General features: G+C 51.9%; 16 protein-coding genes and 1 riboswitch. Of the genes, 15 read left to right on the top strand and 1 reads right to left on the bottom strand.

What is annotated here, in order from left to right:
• Positions 1-51: 51 nt before the first annotated feature.
• Positions 52-306 carry a helix-turn-helix domain-containing protein gene (locus OXPF_RS07505; RefSeq protein ID WP_054874581.1) on the bottom strand — a complete coding sequence of 85 codons (255 nt, stop codon included), beginning with the start codon at positions 304-306 and terminating at the stop codon, positions 52-54.
• A gap of 298 nt (positions 307-604) precedes the next feature.
• Here OXPF_RS07505 and OXPF_RS07500 point away from each other — a divergent pair, with 298 nt between their 5' ends.
• The 15 genes from OXPF_RS07500 to OXPF_RS23010 all read left to right on the top strand — a co-directional run bounded on the left by OXPF_RS07500 (position 605) and on the right by OXPF_RS23010 (position 23,113).
• Entirely contained in the window at positions 605-2,584 is a 1,980-nt protein-coding gene (locus OXPF_RS07500; protein ID WP_054874580.1) for a WG repeat-containing protein, read from the top strand.
• A 177-nt stretch (positions 2,585-2,761) separates the two neighbouring features.
• Positions 2,762-3,166, top strand: coding sequence for a peptidylprolyl isomerase PrsA family protein (locus tag OXPF_RS07495; protein WP_054874579.1), 405 nt, complete (start codon positions 2,762-2,764; stop codon positions 3,164-3,166).
• 141 nt (positions 3,167-3,307) lie between these two features.
• On the top strand, positions 3,308-3,862 hold the full coding sequence (locus OXPF_RS07490) for a LemA family protein (RefSeq protein ID WP_054874578.1): 555 nt from the start codon (positions 3,308-3,310) through the stop codon (positions 3,860-3,862).
• 8 nt (positions 3,863-3,870) lie between these two features.
• Positions 3,871-5,556 carry a DUF2207 family protein gene (locus tag OXPF_RS07485; protein ID WP_054874577.1) on the top strand — a complete coding sequence of 562 codons (1,686 nt, stop codon included), beginning with the start codon at positions 3,871-3,873 and terminating at the stop codon, positions 5,554-5,556.
• 9 nt (positions 5,557-5,565) lie between these two features.
• Positions 5,566-6,489 carry a DUF4428 domain-containing protein gene (locus OXPF_RS07480; RefSeq protein WP_242854346.1) on the top strand — a complete coding sequence of 308 codons (924 nt, stop codon included), beginning with the start codon at positions 5,566-5,568 and terminating at the stop codon, positions 6,487-6,489.
• Positions 6,479-6,706, top strand: a complete 228-nt coding sequence (locus OXPF_RS07475; RefSeq protein ID WP_242854345.1) for a hypothetical protein — start codon at positions 6,479-6,481, stop codon at positions 6,704-6,706. The genes OXPF_RS07480 and OXPF_RS07475 overlap by 11 nt, the downstream gene beginning before the upstream one ends.
• The gene (locus tag OXPF_RS07470) at positions 6,703-13,350 is read left to right on the top strand and encodes an S-layer homology domain-containing protein (RefSeq protein ID WP_083479747.1); all 6,648 of its coding nucleotides are present in this window, start codon (positions 6,703-6,705) and stop codon (positions 13,348-13,350) included. Before OXPF_RS07475 ends, OXPF_RS07470 begins: the two co-directional genes overlap by 4 nt.
• A gap of 17 nt (positions 13,351-13,367) precedes the next feature.
• A riboswitch (cyclic di-GMP riboswitch) is annotated at positions 13,368-13,456 on the top strand.
• Positions 13,457-13,863: 407 nt separating this feature from the next.
• Positions 13,864-14,172, top strand: a complete 309-nt coding sequence (locus OXPF_RS23020; RefSeq protein WP_242854344.1) for a hypothetical protein — start codon at positions 13,864-13,866, stop codon at positions 14,170-14,172.
• Entirely contained in the window at positions 14,169-14,360 is a 192-nt protein-coding gene (locus tag OXPF_RS23515; RefSeq protein WP_341442226.1) for a sigma factor-like helix-turn-helix DNA-binding protein, read from the top strand. The genes OXPF_RS23020 and OXPF_RS23515 overlap by 4 nt, the downstream gene beginning before the upstream one ends.
• A 509-nt stretch (positions 14,361-14,869) precedes the next feature.
• A complete protein-coding gene (locus OXPF_RS07460) occupies positions 14,870-17,224 on the top strand; it encodes an ATP-dependent DNA helicase (protein WP_160317175.1) in 2,355 nt (784 codons plus the stop codon).
• Between the two features lie 72 nt (positions 17,225-17,296).
• Positions 17,297-17,560: a DUF6870 family protein gene (locus tag OXPF_RS07455; protein WP_242854343.1), complete on the top strand. Its 264-nt coding sequence runs from the start codon at positions 17,297-17,299 to the stop codon at positions 17,558-17,560.
• A 126-nt stretch (positions 17,561-17,686) separates the two neighbouring features.
• Entirely contained in the window at positions 17,687-19,312 is a 1,626-nt protein-coding gene (locus tag OXPF_RS07450) for a recombinase family protein (RefSeq protein WP_054874572.1), read from the top strand.
• Complete coding sequence (locus OXPF_RS07445) at positions 19,313-20,998, top strand: recombinase family protein (protein ID WP_054874571.1); 1,686 nt, start codon at positions 19,313-19,315, stop codon at positions 20,996-20,998.
• Entirely contained in the window at positions 20,988-22,607 is a 1,620-nt protein-coding gene (locus tag OXPF_RS07440) for a recombinase family protein (RefSeq protein WP_054874570.1), read from the top strand. The genes OXPF_RS07445 and OXPF_RS07440 overlap by 11 nt, the downstream gene beginning before the upstream one ends.
• Positions 22,604-23,113, top strand: coding sequence for a recombinase family protein (locus tag OXPF_RS23010; protein WP_054874569.1), 510 nt, complete (start codon positions 22,604-22,606; stop codon positions 23,111-23,113). Before OXPF_RS07440 ends, OXPF_RS23010 begins: the two co-directional genes overlap by 4 nt.
• Positions 23,114-23,157 lie beyond the last annotated feature (44 nt).

The following is a 23,157-nucleotide window of genomic DNA, read 5'->3' as shown; positions in this document are numbered from 1 at the left end:
TCCCTCCATGTTCTATTAGACTTCTTCAGAAACTCTCGCAGGCTTTTCCTCCTACAAATCGGGTAGTTGCCGATTACCGGGTTCAGATTTTATAACGGAATTTTCATCAGGAACATACTCCATGATGTCGCCAAAGTCGCAGCCCAAAACACCGCAAATCCGAACCAAAATATCGACATATATGTTTTCATCTTTTGATATTTTCAGAAGCGAGCCGCTGCTGATACCCGCCGCCCTACACAGTTCGCCTTTTCTTATTTTTTTGTCGATCATCAGTTTGAACAATTTGTTATAACTGACACCCATAACACGCCTCACGTCCCTCTAAAAGTCGAAAATCGTTTATACAAATAATGGATTACAGTATATCATCAAATTATGGCAAATACAAGATGAAATTCGTGCGTACTCGTCTATTTTCATGTGATATTGTGTTGCTTCACATCTAAAAGCAAAAAAGACAGGAGCCTACTTTCCTCTAAAATCATGTTTCATGTCGAAAAAATCATGTTTCATGCAGCGGACGGTTTTGCAGAGAGATTTCTGATAGATTGAACGTGGAGAAATAAATGTTATTTCGTTCAATCAAAAAGGAGGAAAAACTATGAAAAAACGATTTATGGGCATCCTGCTCACCCTGTGCATGGTGCTTACCCTGATGCCGCAGGCGGCGTTTGCGGGTGAGTGGGCATCAGACAGCGCCTTGGATAACGGCTGGTATTATCTCCGCTGTATGAACAACTACCTCAACTTGAATGCCGCCGGGAGTGCTGAACTGCGGAAACTCTCTGAAAATGAGGCTTTTTATGTGGAACACTTAGCCGACAGCGGATTTACCTTGAAAATGAAAGACGGCAGATATTTGGGACTTGACGGCACGAGAGGGGACGGAACCCGCGTAAAAGCGGTAAACAGCCCGTATACTTGGCTCATCCATTGGGAATACACCAATAAATTTACCGGCACTAAAACAGACATTTTCAGTTTGCGACCGCCGGAAGCCCAAAAACTTGTCGTCAACGCATCCGGTGAGAAGAATACCGACGGGACAGCCGTTATCTTATGGACGCATAAGGGTTTAGACGCACCCAATCACGCGGAATTTCGGTTTATTCCGGCAAGCACAGTCACTGACTCTACCGGTGAAAGCTGGTCGGTTTATACAGAGAACGGTCTGAAGGGTTACAAAGACCAAAATGGTAAGGTCGTGATTAAGGCGCGGTTTGATGACGCGGAAAAGTTTTCCCAAGGGATAGCCAGAGTTTATGATAAATACAAAGGTGCTGCCGCTTACATCGACACCAAGGGCAAACTCATCACGCCGTTCAAATATTATCCAGCCGCCAGTGGACATATTGTTTACGATGGTTTGATGCGCGTCGCGATAGAAGGGGAAGATATTGTAAGCGCCATTATGAATGGGGATGGCGTTGATTACGGTGTAACAGAAAATGGCAAAACAGTAGTCGTAATGAAAAGCGGCAAGAAACTACAAGCTAACAACAAGTATGGTTTTATTGACACAACAGGAAAAGAGGTCATAGCACTTCAATTTGACGAAGCCCACTCATTTCAAGATGGTCTTGCGGCGGTGTTCCAGTATCAAGGTTTCAAAGATGGCTGGCATTATCACAAAATTGGCTATATCGACACGACGGGGAAACTTGTAATCCCATATCAGTACGGCGGCGAAAATATGTATGATGGAAAGCTGTTTAGCTACAGTGACGGCATGACGTGCTTTGTTGAATACCTCGGCGCAAAAGGCTTCCGTGGCGATACGGTCTTGTATGCCCCGGTGGGTGTGATGAACAAAACCGGCAAGGTTATCATTCCCGCCAATCCTAATAGATATTACCCTTCCTCTTCTGTTGGTTTCCAATGGAGCGATGGTGTAATCACAAACACTTACTATACGGAAGTAAATAAGGATGGTGTACCCACCAAAGGGGGCGGATACGAATGGTCATTTGTGGAGTTATATGACTATTCGGGGAAGTTAATCAAAAAGCTGGATGGTTATCGTCTTGCTGTGCCGCTCGGCGGTGGTTACACACTGGCGGCGCACCAATTAAATGAAGGGGAAATAATAGAATACCTGGACACTGCGGCGTATGAACGCCACTGGACTGTTTTTGACCGCAACGGCAATATTGTGGTTGACAATGCGGCAAAAAACGACTATTACGTTCTCGGCGGCAGGGCTGATGGATATGGATATGGATACGCAAACGGCTACGTCTATTTTGCCGGAGAGAGTTACAAAGTTGCGGATATGCCCGCCGTGACTGCACCGTCCTCCAAAGAAACGCCATCACCTGCACCAAGCAAAGCGGTAAAGATATTGGCAAATCCCTCCAAAACTACCTACAAGCTTGGCGAGGGCTTTGATACCACCGGGCTAAACGCAGTGATTGGTGAGGGTAATAGTGAAACAAATGTGAACGGTAAAATCACCTTTTATACCTCTAAAACGGTGCAGTTGACACAAGGTCGTAAGTTCACAACCACAGGAACTAAGGTGGTCGAAATACGGTATGATGGTAAAAAAACATCTGAATATACCATCACTGTGAGCAAATAAAGCTTCCCCACCAGTTGCGCCGCTCCCTGTATAAGTTGGCGGCTCAACCTCTTAATTCATCGTTCATGTCGAAAAAATCATGTTTCATGCAACGAACGGTTCTGAGCATAGATTTTTGATAGAGTGAATACAGGGGATCTCCCCTATACTACCCCACAGAAAACGGAGGATTTAGAAATGAAAAAGTTACTGGTATTTATCATGGCGCTTGCCATGACACTGAGCCTTGCAGCTTGCGGAGGAAGCGACGCTGCTCCCACAACGTCTCCTTCCACATCCGCACAAGTTGAGAATACGGAATTTACAGCAGAGCAGCAAGCACTTGCGCAGGATTTTATGAGCATGGCAGAGGAATTTGATGCAATTGCTGACAAGGTAAATGCAAGCCCTGAGCTTTTGGAAAATGAAGAGCTTGTCACTGCTATGAATGACCTTTCCAGTGAAATTATCAAGGCGGACGAATACTTTGCCAGCCCTGAAACACTCACACCGGAAGTGATGGGTGCTCTGACGGTAGCCATTGAGGTAGGTCGTTCCTTCATTGCTGAAGCCGGTGCCGCTTTAAACGAATTCAGCCAATAATCGTCTCGATAAACCACAAAAGTTCGATGATAATCCAGAGTAATCACATTGGAATAATCACGAATACCGGCAACAAAATGGGCAGACGGACAAAATCGTAGTCTGTCTGCCCATTAAAAAATAAAAAAAGGAGACTTTATTATGCTGCCAACTTTCATCACAATCGCCGTAATTATTGCGGCCGTTGTTCTATGGATCATCTCCACCCAGCGCAGACTGGTGGTGCTGGATGAGAATATCAGCAATGCCATGAGCCAGATCGGGGTGCAGCTTTCCAGCCGCTTTGATGCGCTGACGGCCCTTTTGGATTTGACCAAGGGCTATGCCAAGCACGAAAGCGAAACGCTGATTGAAACTATCAAATCAAGAAGAAGCGTCATCACAGCGAAATCCACGCCGGATGATGTGATGCGTCAGGAAGGGGTTATTTCAGAAGCCCTTGGCAGGATTGCCATGGTAACGGAGCAGTATCCTGACCTGAAAGCCAATCAAAATTACATCAAAACCATGGACGCGGTGCAGACCTTTGAAAACATGGTGCGCACCAGCCGCCTGATTTACAACGACAGCGTGACCAAATTAAACCGTGAAATCCGAATGTTCCCGGTCTCTGCCATTGCCGGGATGCTGGGCTTTGGGCAAAGAGAATATCTTGTGGAGCAGGCTGACAAGGCGGATATGCCCAGCATGAAATGAGGTGCCCGATGCGCAAAAAAGTAAGCGGACTGATTCTATGCTTTGCCTTATTATTTTCCCTTCCTTTATCGGCTTTTGCGGCAAATCAGGTCAATACCATGGATATTCAGGCTGTCATTTACGAGGACGGTTCCATGTACGTTACACAGGTATGGGAGGGAGATTTTAACGAGGGCACAGAAAGCTATATTCCCATGAACGCGCCTGATTATCTGACCATCAGCCAGCTTACGGTCTCCGACCAAAACGGTGCTTATGAAACCGTACCGGAGTGGAATATTGATTGGAGCTTTGAAGAAAAGGCGAAAAAATGCGGCATCCATCATACCGACAGCGGATATGAAATCTGCTTCGGCATCAGTAATTACGGACAAAACCGTTATGCCATTGAATATAAGCTGGATAACGTGATAGGTGCTTATAGCGACAGGGACGGGTTCAATTTCCGATTTGTAAATGATGGAATGAACACCACCCCCACCGATGTGAAGGTGGAAATCCGGCTGGCGGACGGTATGCCCATCACTGATGAAATTGCCGACATATGGGGGTTTGGCTATGACGGACAGGTGGAATTTTCAGACGGCGCCATTCTCGCCTACACGGAAAGTTCGATCTATTCCGAAAACTATGTGACGGTACTGTTTTCACTGGATAAGGGAATCCTGTCCCCCTCACGGCAGGAACCGGGCAGCTTTGAGGAAGTAAAAGAAACTGCCTTTTCAGGCAGTGATTACAATGATACCAGTGAAGAAGTATCCACATTTGAAGCGATTGTCACGATGCTTTTGTCCATCGGACTTCCCATTGGGCTGATAATTTGGTTTTTCAGAATGAAAAAGAAACGTGCGGAGAAAAAAAGGCAACGATTTACAGAGCGGTTCGGGTATTTCAGGGACATTCCCAACGACGGCAATCTGAGTGCCACCTATGCGCTGGGACGGCTGTTTGATGTGTGTGAGGACGGTGCGATTCTTTCCACAGGAATGCTGCGGCTGATTCAGCTTGGTTGCCTGTCCCCCGTGGAAACGCAGCAGATCGGTTTGATGGGCAAAACCAAAGAAACAGTGAGCCTGCGGCTGGTGGGCAGCAATCATAGCAGTATGAACGAATATGACGAGTACCTTTATACGGTGCTCGAAAGCGCGGCCGGTCCGGATTCCACTTTGCAGGCAAAGGAACTGGAACACTTTGCAAGTCAAAACGACAAACTGCTGCGCGCCTACATACAGAAATGCGAAAACGCAGGCAGAACTTGGCTGAATCAAAAAATCTGCCTGAAACGGTGGGATATGCCCGCAAAGCTGACGGATCTGACGCCAACTGGTAAACAGGAGCTGGGCGAGCTGATGGGGCTGAAACGGTATCTGACGGATTTTTCACTCATTGCCGAGCGCGGCGTCAAGGAAATGCCGATTTGGAGGGAACTGCTGACCTATGCCATGCTGTTTGGTATCGCCGATCAGGTGGCGGAGCAGATGAAAGAGCTGTACCCCCAAATTTCTGTCGAGCTGACCGATTACAGCGGGAGCATGGCGGCCGCCTATTCCTACCACTACTTGCTTTACAGCAATATGAAGCAAGCCGAACAGCGGCGTGAGCAGGAAAAACGCAGCGGCGGAAGCGGCGGATTTGCTTCCCTTGGCGGGGGCGGCGGCTCTATTGGCGGTGGATCAGGCGGCGGAACAAGATAATGAGAACAAATGGAGGAAATGATGATGGGTCTATTTTCTAAAAAACCCCCTTGCCCCATCTGTGGCGGCAAGATTCCACTGATTCTGCCATCGAAAATTGAGGGCGAATATATTTGTAACGACTGTTATAACAAGATTGATATGGATGCCGACAAGGAAAGCAATCTGACAATGCAGGGATTTCGGGGATATCTGGCATTCTACAATCAAAACCAAATACTGAAAGACCGGTTCGTGGTTTCTGAGCGGATTGATTTCGGCCTTTGGGATACCAAAATCATCTTTGATTACCAGAACAAGCTGTTCTGTATGAGCAAAAACCCGGATAAAACCGTGTTTGAAGGCAGCCAGTTGAAATCCTTTACCATCCGGGAGGACAGCACCCCTCTGTTTGAGGGTTCAGCGGCAGGCATACGCCGTTATACCAGCACCGTAACAGAGCGGGCTATGGCGATGGCGCCGCAAATCGCACAGATTGCAGCGAACAAGCGGATGGCACGAACCCTTGATAGGCTGGACGACGGCAAGGTAAATAACTCCGCACCGGTGCAATATTTTGATATTCCTGAACCCTTTCAGGCGTTTCATGTGGAGCTGCATTTCGACCACCCCTACTGGACGGTGCTCAAATGTGATATGGACGGCCCACGGTTTAATAACACCCTCCCGGATGTGAACAACTACCTCCGCTCCTACCAGCAAAGCATAGAAGAAATTGAAAAGCTGGTGGCTGCACTTAGGACGGTGGCCTTCCCCGGCATGGCCGAGCAGTCTGTTGGCCCCGGTATGATGGGAATGGGGGCGTTACATACCAACATGGCTCCGCCTACCGACGCCATCGAAGAAATCAAAAAATATAAGACACTCATGGAAGATGGCGTGATTTCACAGCAGGAGTTTGAGGCAAAGAAAAAGCAGCTCCTTGGGATTTGAAGAAAATCAACCTGTCTATGCGGAAGGGGGACATGACATGACTTACGCCTGCGAGGACTGCGGCTTTTTATTCTGCCGGGTGGGAGCGGTAAAGGAATGCCCTTCCTGTGAAAAATCCCATATTCGCCCCGCCACTGAGGAAGAAATCGGGATGCTGGAAAAACTTTTGGAACAAGGAAAAACAAGTTTAGAAATCAAGGAGGGACAGACCTTATGAACAAACGACTATTAAGTATGTTTCTTGCGCTGTGCATGATTGTGACCATGCTGCCGGTATCGGCAATGGCGGAAGAAATACATACAACCATTGGCGGGAGCGGAGAAATTATCAGCTTTGCACCGCTGACAGAAACCCAAAAAGCGGTATCACTCGGAACATCCATTGAAGATTTGGAATTGCCCGAAACGCTGACCGCCACAGTGCGGACAGCCGTGCCTGCCGATGAAAATTCCACACAGGATTCCGGTAGCCCGGAAACGGCAACTCCCACAACGGCCTCCGAGCCTAAATGGAAAGAAACCACCGGGGATATTCCGGTAACATGGAATTCGCCTGACTATGACCCAAACACCGGGGGCGTTTATGCCTTTACGCCGGTGATTGAAGGCTATACCGTCAGCGCCCCGCTACCGGAAATTAGCGTGACAGTTGGCGCGGCAATGCTGATTGACAAGACGCAGGCGCGGGAAAAGCCAACGTTGACGGCACAGTCGGCGGAAACCCGCGACTTCTACATTGTCCTTGTGGGGGAGCGTATGTCCCCGTCCTCCCTTGGGTTTTTGAGCAACGACTGCGGCCTTTCTCCAATCAGCACGGCTGACAGTGACGATTATGCGCCTGATGATGATGGAAACGCAATGGTTAAATCATATCTATACCGAGCCGCTGTCGGCCAAACCATCACTTTTCACTGGGGCTTAGGTGAGGACGGCTTTCGCGGTTTGCTGTACGCATACTATGCGGACGATGAACCCATCCTCGATGCAACATTCGGTGCACAATGGGCTGTTTTGAGGAATTCGGGTCTGATAGGGTTTGCAACTGGCGCTAAACAGCCTATAGGCTTACAATTTGAAGTCGCGTCTCCGCCTGTGCTTTTGGCACCTGACGCTGTCACCAACTACGACATATGGGTGGGCGGCGTGCAAGTGGCCAGCACCAACGCAAGCAATGTACTGGACGACGGAACCGTCACCTATGACAGTGACACAAATACCCTCACACTGAACAATGCAGCAATTACCACTTCGCACATGGTTTCAGCAGCTAACTACGGTATTTATGCCCCGTTCGGTCTTAACCTCAAATTGGTGGGGGCAAACTCTATTGCTCTTCCGCATTCTGGATCTTACAGCGTATATGGAATTGCTTCTGACGAGAGTGACCTCCAAATCAGTGCGGAAGAGCATGGCTCGCTCACTGTAACCGCCGGCAATAACTTTGGAATTTATAGCAACAATCTAACGATCAACAGCGGTGCAATTACCACAGTGAGTTCGGTAATTTTTGTGAGGGAATCCGTATCTATCAGCGGAGGAACCGTGACAAGCACCGGAGGCACTCAAGGAATTGTAGGGAAAACAATAACCGTTAGCGGCGGAACGATGACCGCAAGCGGTAGTGGTAAGGCATTGACCAACTCTGTCGGGTCTCCTGATTTCACAGGTATGCAGGTGACCGCAAGCCTCAATGAGAGCGGAACCCCCACTGTTTCATATGATGCGGCGAATCTCGCAACCTATAAATATATCAAGGTTGAGCCTGCTGTCACCCCGCCTGTGCTTTCGGAGGTTGCCGACCTTACGGCTCTCCAATCAGCCATAGACGGCGCGGCAGGCGATTTGAATTTGAAACTTTCCGACAGTTATAGCGGCACTGGGACAATCACTATTCCCAACACTTGTAGCTACGACATCACCATTGACTTAAACGGCAAAACGCTTAACGGCGGTTCTGTTTCTGCCATCAAACATCTGGGCAGCGGTACGCTCACCATTACCGACAGCGCGGGCGGCGGAATGGTGACCAGTGGGACAATGGGGACGATTTTTGTGTCTGGCAGCGGCACCGTAAACCTTTCCGGTGGCACGGTGCGCTCGATAGGAGGCACTGAATATGTTGCGATTTGGATAGGCAGTAATAATACCTTAAATATTACCGACGGAACAGTGAGTGCGACAGGGTTTCGCGGTATTGCGATTTACAGCCAAAACGGAACCGTAAATATTTCTGGTGGAGCGGTGAGCGCGACAGGAAATAATGGAAAAGCGATTTTGGGTGAAACCGGCGCTTCCGGCCAATTGAACATATCGGGCGGAACGGTGAGCGCGGCAGGGACTGGCGGTATTGCGATTGACCACGCCAACGCAACGATTCAAAATGGAACAACTACTATTATCCAAGGCTCCAGTGGAGCAATAGCATATGCGCCGACGTTGGACAGCGGTGTGCAGGGCGGGGCAAGCACGAATTACGATGGGAGCGGTTCGGTCGCCTACAACACGGCGCATTGGCCAACCTACAAATACTTAAAGTTTGGGCTTGACGTCATATCGCCTGTGCTTTCGGCAGGAAACGTAAGCCGCACGAGCGACACAGAGGGTACAATCGACTTTACCACCGACAAGGCGGGCACAGCGTATTACCTTGTTGTGAACAGCGGCGTGTCCGCTCCCACGAGTGCGGAGGTAAAAGAGGGTGCTTCTCTCGGCGCGGTTTCGGCGGGCGCAGTAACGAACCAATCCGTTACTCTGACGGCGGGGGCAAAAGATATTTATGTGGTCGTGGAGGATTCGGCGGGTAATATCAGCACCCCGTTAAAAATCGAGGCGGCGGCGTATGTCGCGCCCGACACCACACCGCCTGTGCTTTCGGCGGGAAATGTAACCCGCACAAGCGACACAGCGGCTACAATCGGCTTTATCACCGACGAGGCGGGTACTGCGTATTACCTTGTTGTGAACAGCGGCGAGTCCACTCCAACGAGTGCGGCGGTGAAAAACACTGGCATTTCTCTCGGTTCCGTAAGCGGAACAGTGACGGATAAGGCCGTTACGCTGGCGGCGGGGGCGAAAGATATTTATGTGGTTGTGGAGGATTTGGCGAATAATATCAGCGCCCCGTTAAAAATCGAGGCGGCAGCTCTTACCTACACCATCACAGCCAGTCCGATCAGCAAGCATTTTGGTTCGCTGGCAGTGGGCTACACTGCCCCGGCAGCGCAGACTGTTACTATCAGAAATACCGGAAACTCCAGTGTGACGCTTACCCCGCCAACCAGCACCAACTACACCATCGGCGCACTCAGCACCACCACACTGGCAGCAAATGGTACGGCCACCTTTACCGTTGCACCAAAAACAGGTCTTTCAGTGGGCAATTACGCTGAAACCCTGACCGTAAGCACCGACCACAGCACCAGCACTACGGTAAGCTTCATCTTTACTGTGACGGCGGCACCAACCTATACTATCACCGCCAATCCGACCAGCAAGGATTTCAGTTCACAGACAATCGGTTACAGCGCCCCGGCAGCGCAGACCATTGCCATCACAAACACCGGAAACTCCAGTGTGACGCTTACCCCGCCAACCAGCACCAACTATACCATCGGCGCACTCAGCACCACCACACTGGCGGCAAATGGTACGGCCACCTTTACCGTTGCACCGAAAGCCGGACTTGCGGTGGGCAATTACAATGAAACGCTGACCGTAAGCACCGACCACAGCACCAACGCTACGGTAGACCTGAGCTTCACTGTGACAGCGGCTCCTACTTACACCATCACAGCGAATCCGACCAGCAAGAACTTCGGCTCACTGGCAGTAGGTTACAGTGCCCCGGCAGCGCAGACCGTGACCATCACAAATACTGGAAATACCAGCGTGACGCTGACCCAGCCGACCAGTACCAACTACACCATCGGCGCACTCAGCACCACCATACTGGCGGTAAACGGCACGGCCACCTTTACCGTTACGCCGAAAACCGGTCTTGCAGTGGGAAATCACGATGAAACCCTGACCGTAAGTACCGACCACAGCACCAACGCTACGGTAGACCTGAACTTCACTGTGACAGCGGCTCCTACTTACACCATCACAGCGAATCCGACCAGCAAGAACTTCGGCTCACTGGTAGAGGGTTACAGTGCCCCGGCAGCGCAGACCGTCACCATCACAAACGCCGGAAACTCCAGCGTGACGCTGACCCAGCCGACCAGTACCAACTACACCATCGGCACACTCAGTACCACCACACTGGCGGCAAACGGTACGGCTACCTTTACCGTTGCACCGAAAGCCGGTCTTGCGGTGGGAGCGCATAATGAGACACTGACCGTAAGCACCGACCACAGCACCAACGCTACGGTGGAATTGAGTTTTGAAGTGACGGCGGCTCCTACTTATACCATCACCGCTGACCCGGTAACCAAGGATTTCGGATCGCTGACAATCGGCTATATTGCCCCGGTAGCGCAGACCGTCACGATCACAAACACCGGAAACTCCAGCGTGACGCTGACCCAGCCGACCAGCACCAACTATACCATCGGGACACTCAGTACCACCACACTAGCGGCAAACGGTACGGCCACCTTTACCATTACGCCGAAAACCGGTCTTGCAGTGGGGAATTATAATGAAACGCTGACCGTAAGTACCAACCATAGCACCAATGCTACGGTGGAATTGAGTTTTGCAGTGACGACGGCTCCTACTTATACCATCACCGCTGACCCGGTAACCAAGGATTTTGGTTCACTGACAATCGGCTACAGTGCCCCGACAGCGCAGACCGTCACCATCACAAACACCGGAAACTCCAGCGTGACGCTGATCCAGCCGACCAGCACCAACTATACCATCGGCACACTCAGTACCACCACACTGGCGGCAAACGGCACGGCTACCTTTACCGTTGCACCGAAAGCTGGTCTTGCAGTGGGTAATTATAATGAAACGCTGACCGTAAGCACCAACCAAAGCACCAATGCTACGGTAGAACTGAGTTTCTCTGTAACGGTGGTTCCGAACTACATCGTCACCTTCAACCCGAACGGCGGCACGGTCAGTGAAACTTCACGCTCGGTTGCATCTGGTACGGCGGTAGGGGCACTCCCGACACCGACACGCTCCGGCAGTTACAGCTTTGACGGCTGGTATACGGCGGCAAGCGGTGGAACTCAAATCTCCGCAAGCACAACCGTCAGTGCAAATGTGATCTACTATGCCCATTGGACTTACACCGGCGGCGGTGGCTCTGGAAGTGGCGGCGGCAGCTCCTCAAACGACAACAGCAGCCCTGTCATCGTCACCCCACCCGCACCGGATAAGCCGAATTCACCCACTCAGGGAGAAATCAAGGTTCCCGGCACAGTGGACGGCAAGGGCAATGTCACAGTGAGCCTCACTGACAAAACTGTGACTGACGCTTTTAACAAGGCACTGGCTGAGGCCAAGAAAAACGGCACGGAGCAAAATGGCATCACGGTGGTTCTCCGTGTGGATACCGGCAACAAAACCGGCTCCAATGTTACGGTCAATCTACCAAAGGCCGTGCAGGATACCATCATTGCAAAGAAAATCGTCAACACCATTGTGGTGGTAGACAACCCCGACATCAGAGTCGGTATGGATTTGGCGACCATACAGGAAATCAATAAGCAGGCAAAATCTGATGTAAATATCACCGCCACCCGCACGAACAGCGGCAAACTAACAGGCGAGGCGAAAAAGGCAATCGGCAGCCGTCCGGTATTTGACCTCAAGGTGAACTACGGCAACGGCAAGGCGGTCAGCAGCTTCGGCGCAGGCAGCGTATCGGTAACCATCCCCTATACCCTCGGCGCAAATGAAAAGGTAGGGAATGTGCAGGCTGTGTATGTGGACAGCAAGGGTAAGGTGCATTGGCTGGTAAACTCGGTCTATGACAGTGTGGAAAAGGTACTGCGCTTCAGCACCGATCATTTTTCCACCTACGGCATCGGCTATAAACAGGCCAACACCGCATTTACTGACATTGCAGGCCATTGGGCAAAGGAAGATATTGAGTTTGTGGCAAGCCGTGGGCTGTTCAGCGGAACTTCTGAAACCAAGTTCAGCCCGAACACCGCCATGACAAGAGGAATGTTCGTCACGGCGCTGGGGAGGCTTGCAAACGCCGATGTGAGCGGCTACGCAAAGAGCAGCTTCAGCGATGTGCAAGACGACGCCTACTATATGGGCTACATTGAGTGGGCAAGCAAAAATAACATTGTAAACGGGGTTGGCAATGGAAAGTTTGCCCCGGATCAGTCCATCACCCGTGAGCAGATGGCGGTCATTATGAGCAATTATGCCAAGACCATCGGTTATACTCTGCCGAAGGTTCATATCGAAAATATCTTTACAGATAACGCTAAAATCAGTACCTACGCCAAGGAAGCCGTGAAGCAGATGCAAATGGCAGGCGTCATCAGCGGCAAAAACGGCAATCTCTATGATCCGCAGGGTACAGCCACAAGAGCCGAGGTGTCCGCTGTTCTGCGCCGCTTTGTGGAGCTGGCAATTTCCAGCGACACGGCGCAGGGCTGGTCCATGAACGATTCCGGCAAATGGATGTACTTCAAGGATGGCAAGCCCCTCACCGGCAAGCAGGACATTGACGGGGCGACCTATACCTTTGACCAGTACGGCGTGACAGTGGATGTGCCGAAAAATCTGAGGTACACCACCTACACCGTGCAAAAGGGCGATAGCTTTTGGAGCATATCCCACAAGCTGTGCTGCCCCATGAGCGAGCTGGAACGACTGAACAACAAGAGCCGGTTTTCTATCATTTACCCCGGCGATGTACTTCGAGTGCCGGAAAAGTAACAGAAACAACAAATCAATAGAGCTATGGGCAAACCCGGTTAAAACCGGGGACGCAAAGCCGAGGGTCTAAGGTGTCTTAGGGCGCTATGATAGTCTGGCTGCCAAAAACTGCGCAGGGCGTGCCCTCTCCAAACTGGGGGTACGCCTTTGTCATTTCTTACGGTTTTTAACGGAATATATGGCATCCAGATACTTTGATTTTGCTATGCGCTATGGCGAAAGGGGTGCTTCTATGAAAACTTCTTGTTTTGATATGAGGTGGAAATAAAGACGGCGGACTTTATATTTACCATTTTCTTTACATACAATTTCATATTCAGATTGTAAAAAAGTCAGTATTTTGCCATTGGCAATCTACTGACTTTTTTTATTCGATAAGAAAATGTAAACCCCGACCGGCATTTACATACTTTTACAATTTATCTCTCAATCAGGCAAACACGATTTTACATTGCCGTTCCCCGCCTCCGGGCTTTGGATTTTACAAAAATTCAAAGTTCGGAGGAAAGGAACATGAAAAATTACAAAGACAGCGATTATGCCCTCAACAAGTATAGTGAGGGTATTGTATATAAATTTGCCGACTGTGTCCGTTTGGAGATCACTTTAGAGGACTACCTGGCGGAGAACCCCGGCAAGACGACGGAGGATTTTCAGGAACTGAAAGACCTGTCGGATGAAATCTATCACCGGCAGGTCGTACACGAACATCGGACAAGCCGTCTGGATGTGCCTATAAACGGGCTTGAGGAAACCGAACCGCTTTCCGTACCGCCCCCTGATACCGTGCTGATACATAATGCCGAGAAAACAAGGCGCTGAAAGCCGCCCGGCAGCTTCTGGACAGCGGGCAGCTGACCGAAACACAAAGGCGCAGATTTCTTCTGCATTTCATTCAAGGACTGTCAACACGGCAGATCGCGGTAAAGGAATTGGTCAGCCATGTGGCTGTACATAAATCCATTGCCCTTGCCAAAGAAAAACTTAAAAATTTTTTTAAACAGGGTTAACACCCCCCTCCTTTTTTGACATTAGGTGAAAGGTTCTTTTCGCCTTTCGCCTGTTCCTTGACAAACACCGGTGCGCTTCACCGGTCATACCGGGATGTCAGGTACATTACCTTCCGTGCCGTGCGCCAGGATCGCCGGTCATTTCCCGTTCTGCGAGGCAGTTTTGCAGAGACGGGGTATGTCCGTGCGGGAGCGCCCGCCCTTTTAGCGCCTCGAAAGGCCGGCAGACAAAAGGCACAGGAGCCATAATGATACTTCCCATTTAGGGCCAGCGAAAAGGCAAGTAGCTGGGAAAGCATCGCTCCGGCTGGGATAGGCCGGAGGGAGCTTTCATGCGCAGAGTTTTACTCTGCGGCTTGACATTACCCCCTGTATCCGGGAAGCGAGGCCAAATAGGATACGAAATTATGAGGAACACGAATCATCTGCCTGACGGCGGAGCTATTGCGGCAAAGCGGCCATCTTGCTTTGCCGCACCACTCTGCCGTCAGCAAAAAGGAGGGAAACCCATGCAGTACAAGGCCATTCATGAGGTCAGCCGCGAAATCCCTCCGGGGATTTTGCAAAAATACGGAGAAGCGGCTCTTTTTACCGCCTATGGCTGCGTTTTGCTGGAATGCGAAACCGCCAAGGGCTATGGCTATAAAGCACTCAATCTACAAACAGGGCGTATGGCGGCCATTCACCGCCGTACCAGCCCCCTGACCCTTTCCGGCGTGGCGACCATGGCGGAACGCATCCGCCTGTCGCCCGTGGCGGGCAAGGGCCGGTATGAAATCGACATGCCGCCCGGAGAAAACCTGCTCCGGGACAGCCTTGCGGGAATTCAGAACCACATTTTTGAAACCATTCTGCCGGAACACGGCTATGGCATCCGGGAAAAGCAGGTGGAGCTTGCCGCCCACATTCTGGATGCTATCGGGCACCGGGATATTTCCCTGTCCGAGGCGGAGGTGGGCACCGGCAAGACCCATGCCTATCTGATCGCCGCCGCCCTTGCCAAGCGGGGGCGCGTCAACGACTTCTGGCTCCGGGGCTATTATCCCGACCAGAGCTACGCCGCCAGCGCCTATATGCCCGTAGTGATTTCTACCGCCAGCATTGCGCTCCAGAACGCCATTGTCAGGGACTATATTCCTGAGATATCCCGTATTCTGATGGCTCACGGCATTATTCGGACGCCTTTATCCTGTGTCCTCAGAAAAGGCCGGGAGCATTATGTCTGCGAACGGAACCTGCGGACCTTTTACCGGGATACGGACGAGCGGACGCAAAAGCGTCTGGCTCCATTGCTACAGGGCATAGCTTCCATTGATCTGGCCAACACGGAAGGGCTGACACCCTATATCAAACGGCGGATCTGCGTATCAGGACGCTGTGACGACCACTGCCCTTATTACGACGGCTGCAAGTACATGGCCCATATATGCTATGTCCAGTCCGGCGAACATGATTTTCAGGTCTGCAACCACAACTATTTTCTGGCCGATGTCCTGCGCCGTTCCAAAGGGCAGCGTCCTCTCATTCCTCATTATCAGGCGGTCATCCTTGATGAGGCTCACAAGTTTTTGGAAGCGGCCAGACAGATGTACGGCGTGGAGCTTAGCAGCCTTGCCATTCCCCGAATGGTGGAGGATATCAGCTGCTTTACTTACCGGAAAGGCGTTAGCGGCCAGACGGTGCGGGAGCTGGCGGTGAAGCTGGGCGGACAGAACCGGCGTTTGTTCCGGCTCCTGACAGAGCGTATCCCCACTGGCAGCGGGGACGAAGAAGCGGAACGGGTTCCGACGCTTTTGGATGAAACAGCGGCCAGGCACCTGCGCAATATCCGGCGCATCGGCAGTGAGCTTTCCACTTTGCTGTCGGAACAGCTGCTCCTTGCAAGATATCACGGAAGCTGCGCCCAAGCACGCTTCGCCCTTTCCCGCATCCGGGAGCAGGCGGGCATCCTGGAGAATTATGAAAGCCTCGTCTACTGGCTGGAGCAGCCAAACGGGGAGTTATCCCCGGAGGAAAGAAATTCTCTGGAAACTCTTCTGTGCGCCATTCCAAAGCAGCTGAGCGATCTGCTCTACAAAGACCTTTGGAGCGGAAGCATTCCGGTGATCCTGACCTCGGGCACGCTGTCGGCTGCCGGGAGCTTTACCCATATCGAACGCAAGATGGGGCTTGACCGGGTGCGGAATCTGACAAAGACCAGCAAGCCCTCTCCCTTTTGCTACCGGGAGAATGTGCTTTTGTATCTCAGCGAGTCCGTTCCCTTTCCCGACCTTCGGGATAAAGAATACCTTGCCGCCGTAGCCGAGGAAGCGGGACAGCTGATTGAAGCGGCTCACGGTCACGCGGCGCTGCTGTTTACTTCCTACCGGGCTATGGATCAGGTTTTTGCCCTGCTGGAAGCCCAGGAGCTTGCCTATCCGCTGTTCCGTCTGGACAGGGGCGGCGTTGCCGCCATTGAGCGGTTCCGCAAAAGCGGCAACGGTGTTCTGTTTGCCAGCGGCGCGCTTTGGGAGGGGATCGACCTCCCCGGCGACATGCTTTCCCTGCTGATTATCGTCAAGCTGCCCTTCGCGGTGCCCGATCCGGTCAGCGAGTATGAGCAGACCCTGTATGACACCATGGAGCAGTATAAAAACAGTGTTGTGGTGCCGGAAATGCTCATCAAGCTTAAACAGGGTTTTGGACGGCTCATCCGCACCGAGACCGACACCGGCGTGGTGGCGCTGCTGGATTCCCGCGTTCGGGAGGGCGGGCCTTATCGGACACGGGTGCTGGACGCCCTTCCGGACTGCCCGGTGACCAGCGATATTGCCGCCGTGGAGCGGTTTATACAGGAAAAAAAGGAGCCGGGCTACTTCGGGTAGTCCGGCTCCCCCGTAATAAGCGGACATATTCCCAACCTGGGAATATGTTTTGAGGGAAGGAGGAACCCCGCCATGAAAGATATGCTGGACAGCTTGAATATACAGCCCCCGGAACATGTGAACCTCGCGGAGCTTGCAGACATCCGGGACGTGAAGATAGACCTGTCGCTCCCCAAAGAGGAACGTGTCAAGTCCTATCTGGTGCAGATCAAGAACCCATACTGCTATCGTTACGGTGACATTATTGTCCGGGTTTCCTTTGCGGACACTGAGGCATCGCTGGAAGATCGGCTGAAACAGTATTTGCTCTCACACGCGGGCAGCGCCCTTTCGTGAGCAGCCAGCCGCATCGTTGCCCGTGGAAATGAAGTGCGCTATCATATAACAGGGCAACAAGAGAATATAGTCTGTTCCTTCATTTCGCGGGATTTATTGGTTAATCCATATGAAGGAGCGAACAGTATGCAGGAAACGACGGTATGGATTGCCGACGGTTATCTTCGGCTGTCCATAGAAGATAAAGACAAGAAGGATGAAAGCAACAGCATCAAAAATCAGCGGGACTTAATCCTTGACTTTTTGAGCAGGCATCCCGACATACAGGTACACAGAATCCTGGACGATGATGGCGTTTCCGGCGCACATTTTGACCGTGAACGGTTCAAGGAAATGATACGCCACATCGAAGCCGGGCTGATTAACTGCGTCATAGTAAAGGATTTTTCCCGTTTGGGCCGCGATCACATTGAAACCGGCAAGTACATTGAACGGTATTTCGCCTCGAAGGGCGTCCGTTTTATATCTGTGAACGACAATTACGATAGCCTGACGGCGGACGACAGCGATAAGCTGATGGCGTCCTTCAAAAACATCTGCAATGAAGCCACTTTGGAGGATATATCCGTCAAAACCAGCTCCCATCTCAAGGTGAAACGGGATAACGGGGAGCTGGTGGTAAACTTTGCCGTCTATGGGTATCTCAAAACCAAAGACAAGCAGCTCATTCCCGACGATTACGCCGCCGATGTGGTCAGGTTCATTTTCGGCATGAAAATCCAGGGTTACAACGAGCAGCAGATTGCCGACATGCTGAACAGCAAGGGTATTCTGCCGCCCGCCGCCCACAAGAAGGCGCTGGGCCTGAAATACTGCACGCCCTTTGCCGTGAAGGACATCCCGAAATGGTCGGTCAACGCGATCAAGCGCATCCTCACCAATCCCGTATACATCGGCACATTGGAACAGGGCAAGCGAAAGAAATTAAGCTACCGCGTGAAAAACAAGTGTATTGCCGTTCCGCGTGAGCAATGGTCGGTTAAGGAAAAGCGCCATGTACCCATTGTTGACGATGCTGAGTTTTCCCTTGTGGGGGAACTGATGGCGCGAGATACCCGGACGCCGGTGGGTGCCGAACAAATTCATATGTTCTCCGGCATCATCCTGTGCGGGTCCTGCCAGCGCCCGATGAACATGCGGACGGTCAAAAAAGGCGGCAAGGAGTATATTTATTTCAACTGCTCCACCCACAAGCAGGACAAATCCCTGTGCAAGTACAACAATGTGAGCGCCAACATCCTCCACGGCTTCTTGCTGCACACCCTGCGGGCGCAGATCGGCGGGCTGGTATCGGCGGCGGAGGTCGCCGACGACTTCGGCCCCGGAACTCTTCTTTCCCGCAAACAGCAGGCCATTGAGGACATGATCCGGCACAACCGGCAGATAATCGAGCAAAACAACACATTTCTGGTGCGGGCTTATGAGCACTATGTCAGCAAGGTCATCACTGAGAGCGAACACCGTATGTTCAAGGCCACATTCAAGCAGCAGGTCGAAATCGCCGAGGCCGCCATCGCCGCCCTGGAACGGGAGCTGGCGGGCCTGCGGGACGGTACGCTCGGCAGGGACTTGGTGGAACGCTTCAAGAAATATCAAAATCTCACCGAACTGAACCGGGAGGCTGTGGTCAGCCTTGTCCGGGCTATCGTGGTACACGACAGCGAGCATATTGACGTGCATCTGCGTTACAGCGACGTTGCGCCGCTTGCTGCCGCTCCGGCCGACCTTGAGACAGTAAGGGAGGCGGGCTAAATGGCAAGAAAAAGCAGATGGAACCCTCAAGTTATCGAACAGCCTTCCCCCGTCCTTATAGACACATGGATTTATGGCCGCATATCCAGCGATCAGGAAAAGAACGCGGATTCCGTTGACAATCAGATTGCGCTTGCTACTGAATATATCGCCACAAAGCCCGATCTTGTGCTGCGCGGCGCGTTCCGGGACGACGGCTATTCCGGCACCCGGTTCGACCGGCCGGACTACATCAAAATGGTGGCGGGCATTGTGTCGGGAGAAGTCCGCTGCGTGGTGGTCAAGGATTTATCCAGGCTGGGCAGGGACTACATCGAGGTCGGTGAGCTTTTGTTCAAGACCTTTGTACAGTACGATGTGCGGTTCATTTCAATTAACGATTACTATGACAGCGCCGATGAGGATGCCCGTAGAAAGCGGCTCATCATCCTGTTTAAGAACCTCGTCAACCATATGTACAGCCGCAACACCGGCAAACAAGTCCGCTCGGCCTATGCCTCTAAGCAACGGCGCGGAGAACCCATAGGAAATAAACCGCCTTATGGGTATGTGTATGAAGGAAAAGGGGCCGCCCGGAAGCTTGTGATTGAGCCGCAGGGGGCGGAGATTGTTCGCCTGATGTTCAACATGCGGGCGGAGGGTAAAAGCATCCATGAAATCACTTGCTGCATGAACCGCAATAAGATCCCCTCGCCATGCAACCACTACTATAACCTGGGCCTCTCAAAAAATGATAAGTATGCGGTATGGAGGCCGTGGGACGGCACCACCATCCGGCGCGAAATACTGCAAAACGAGGTCTATATTGGCAATTTGGCGTTGGGGAAAACTGAGGTGCGCGATGGGAAAAACCATCGAAAACCGCGTGAAGAATGGATAATCCATCCGAACAACCATCCGGCCATTGTAGACCGTGCGTCATTTGACACTGTACAGCAGTTATTGGCCGAGGCGTCGGAACGCTACAAAAAGCACGGCAACCACTTTGAGGAAAACATTTTTGCCGGGAAGGTCTTTTGCTCCTGTTGCGGGAGAGCGGCTGTTCGCAGCATTCAGCGACGGAAAACCGTCGCCGACAAATTCGACTACTACTGCACGAATTGTCATGCTGAACTGCGGCACGCTCTTGGTAAAGGAAAAATCGCGCGCTTTCCGCTGGAAGCGATGGAAAAGATCATCTATACCGAGCTTCGGACGCGAATCGACACTTGCCTGGATATGGGTTCCCTGTTGGATCAGGTCTCCCGGTCGGAAACCTTTACAGCAAACCGCACCATGTTCTTAACGGAACGGCGCAGGCTGGAACAGGCATTGGTGCAAGCCGAGGATTTGCTGTCCAGCGCCTACATCGACCATCTTTTCGACGTATTAGACACAAGGGAGTTTGAGCTTGCGCGGACAAAATTCGAGAGCGACCGAAACGCGGCGGAGGCCGCGCTGGAACACAACCGGCAGGAGCTTGACCGGTGCGGTCTGGACGACATCCGTAAAAATGAGTGCCTCATGGCTTGCCGAAGGTTCGCGGACTTCGACCGCTTAGACCGGGGCATCGTTGCCGCGCTGGTAAAGCGCATTGAAATCACACCCATGTGCAGGGAAATCAGTGTAGAGCTAGCTTTCCGGGACGGCTTCGCTGAGCTGGAACGCCTCGTTTCTGAAAGGGGGGCTATGGCGAATGTTGGCTAATGCACGGGTCATGGCCCCTTTCGCTCCGGTCATGGTATCGGAGTATGTAATCGCACGTTATTTGCGGCTGTCCTTTGAGGACAACCCGGACGATGAGAGCAACAGCATCAAAAATCAGCGGGACATGATCGGGGATTATATCGGAGGCTTAGAGGAATTTGCGGGCGCGCGCATCGTGGACTATGTGGACGACGGCATCGGCGGCCGCCATTCCGACCGCATGGAGTACCAACGCCTGATGCGGGATGTGCAAAGCGGAGCCGTAGACTGCATTATCGTCAAGGATTTATCCCGCATAGGCCGGAACATGCTGGATGTGGACGATCTTCTCATGAACGTGCTGGTGACGCTGCGGGTTCGCTTCATCGCCATTAACAACCGATATGATAGCTTTAAGCATCCAATCTCAAACCTGGAGCTGGCTTTCACCAATTTTGCAAATGAGTGGTACGGCAAGGATTTGGCGCAAAAGGCTATAAGCAGCAAGCGCATCAAGATGAAGCGCGGCGAATCGCTCGGAAGATGGGCGATCTACGGCTACAAAAAGTCTGATGTTGAGAAAAACAAATGGGTGGTTGACGAAGAAGCCGCGGATATTGTGCGTTTGATTTTCTCCCTTGCCATCGACGGCAAAAACACCACGGAGATTGCCCGCATCCTCAACGCCCAAGATGTTCTCACGCCCGGCCGGTACAAGGAGAGCAAAGGGTATCGCGTCAAAGGATGCTGGCAGGTTATTGACCCGGAATACGCTTATTGGGACTGCGGTTCGGTTCTCCGCATTTTGAACGACGAGCGGTACATGGGGACGGCTATCAACTGCATGACAAAAGTGAGGATGCCCGGCAAGAGGGGCGATACCGTGAAGCGGCCCAAAGAGGAATGGATTATCGTGCCCGGTGCCAATCCTTTCATTGTGTCGGAAGCAGACTTCAAGGCCGCACACGACGCTCTGCGCGAAAAACCGGTCAATGTATCGGCTGACCACATCTTTTTCAAGAAAGTGAAGTGCCCGGTTTGTGGACGTACCATGCGGCGCTCCGGCAAGTATAACCCCAAGTTTTACTGTACTACCGGCCAATTCACCGCTCATTACAACTGCCCCGACGTGAAAGTCCCTCAGGAGGCGATTGAGGCCGTCGTGTTTGCGTCCATCCGGCAGCACACCGCCCTGCTGGTGGAACAGGAGGAAATCCGGCTGGCTGCGGCCCGGCAGTTTACGGCAAGGGCCGGGCAGATCGACAGGCGGCTGCGGGACGAGGAAAAAGCCGTCAAGCTGCTGGAGGAATCCATCACCAAGCATTATATGGCGTTGGTTGCCGGGGATATGACGCAGGACGTTTTCATGAAGAAGAAAGCAATCGTCAACGAGACTATCGCCGGCAAGCGGACAGAGATGGAACGGCTGCGGGAACAGCGCGCCGCTGTTGACGATGGCGAGGACGCCATACAGGAAAACATTATCCGGTTCCAGACAATGCAATCCGTTGAAAAGCTGGACAGAGTGATTGTGGACGCGCTGATCGACCATATTCTCGTCCACGGAGAGAAAGATATTGAAATTGTGTGGGCCGATAGGCTCCCAAATAAAAGGAGAAACGCATCATGAGCGATAAGAAAGCAAGGACGGACATCTATATCCGCGTGGGGACGGCTAAACAGGCCGCCGCAGACCGACAAAAGGAACAGGTGTTGCAGTTTGCCAAAGAGCGCGGGTATAATGTAAGTAAGGTTTACACGGATATGGGGTACAGTGGGCTGGACTTTGAACGCCCGGCCTTACTTCAAATGAAACTCGACGCGGCTGATGGTATGCTGGACGCTATCCTGTTGGATAGCGTGTCCTGTTTCGGAAGAGATATGGAAAAGCTAAATATGTGGATTGAGGCGATAGCGCGGCATGGTATAGAGGTTATTCCCATAGACATCGGCAGACCCTATATACCGCAGACGCGCAGCGTCGTGGAATTTGTCAAGCAGATGGGCCATGTCATCCGGGAGCAGGAAGAAAGGGCTGAACAGGAAAACGGCCGGGGGTACGGCGGTGAGAACGACGAGTATATATCTCAAAAAACAAAAACACCGAGGCCAAATACCTCGGAAATGTCGTTATAGCTATGTGCCGCCTCTCTGCGGTTTAGTAGAGGGCGGCAGGTTCT

The organism is Oxobacter pfennigii, assembly GCF_001317355.1.
Taxonomy (GTDB): domain Bacteria; phylum Bacillota; class Clostridia; order Clostridiales; family Oxobacteraceae; genus Oxobacter; species Oxobacter pfennigii.
Note: the sequence above shows the minus strand (reverse complement) of the source record. Positions and strands in the feature narration are given on the sequence as shown.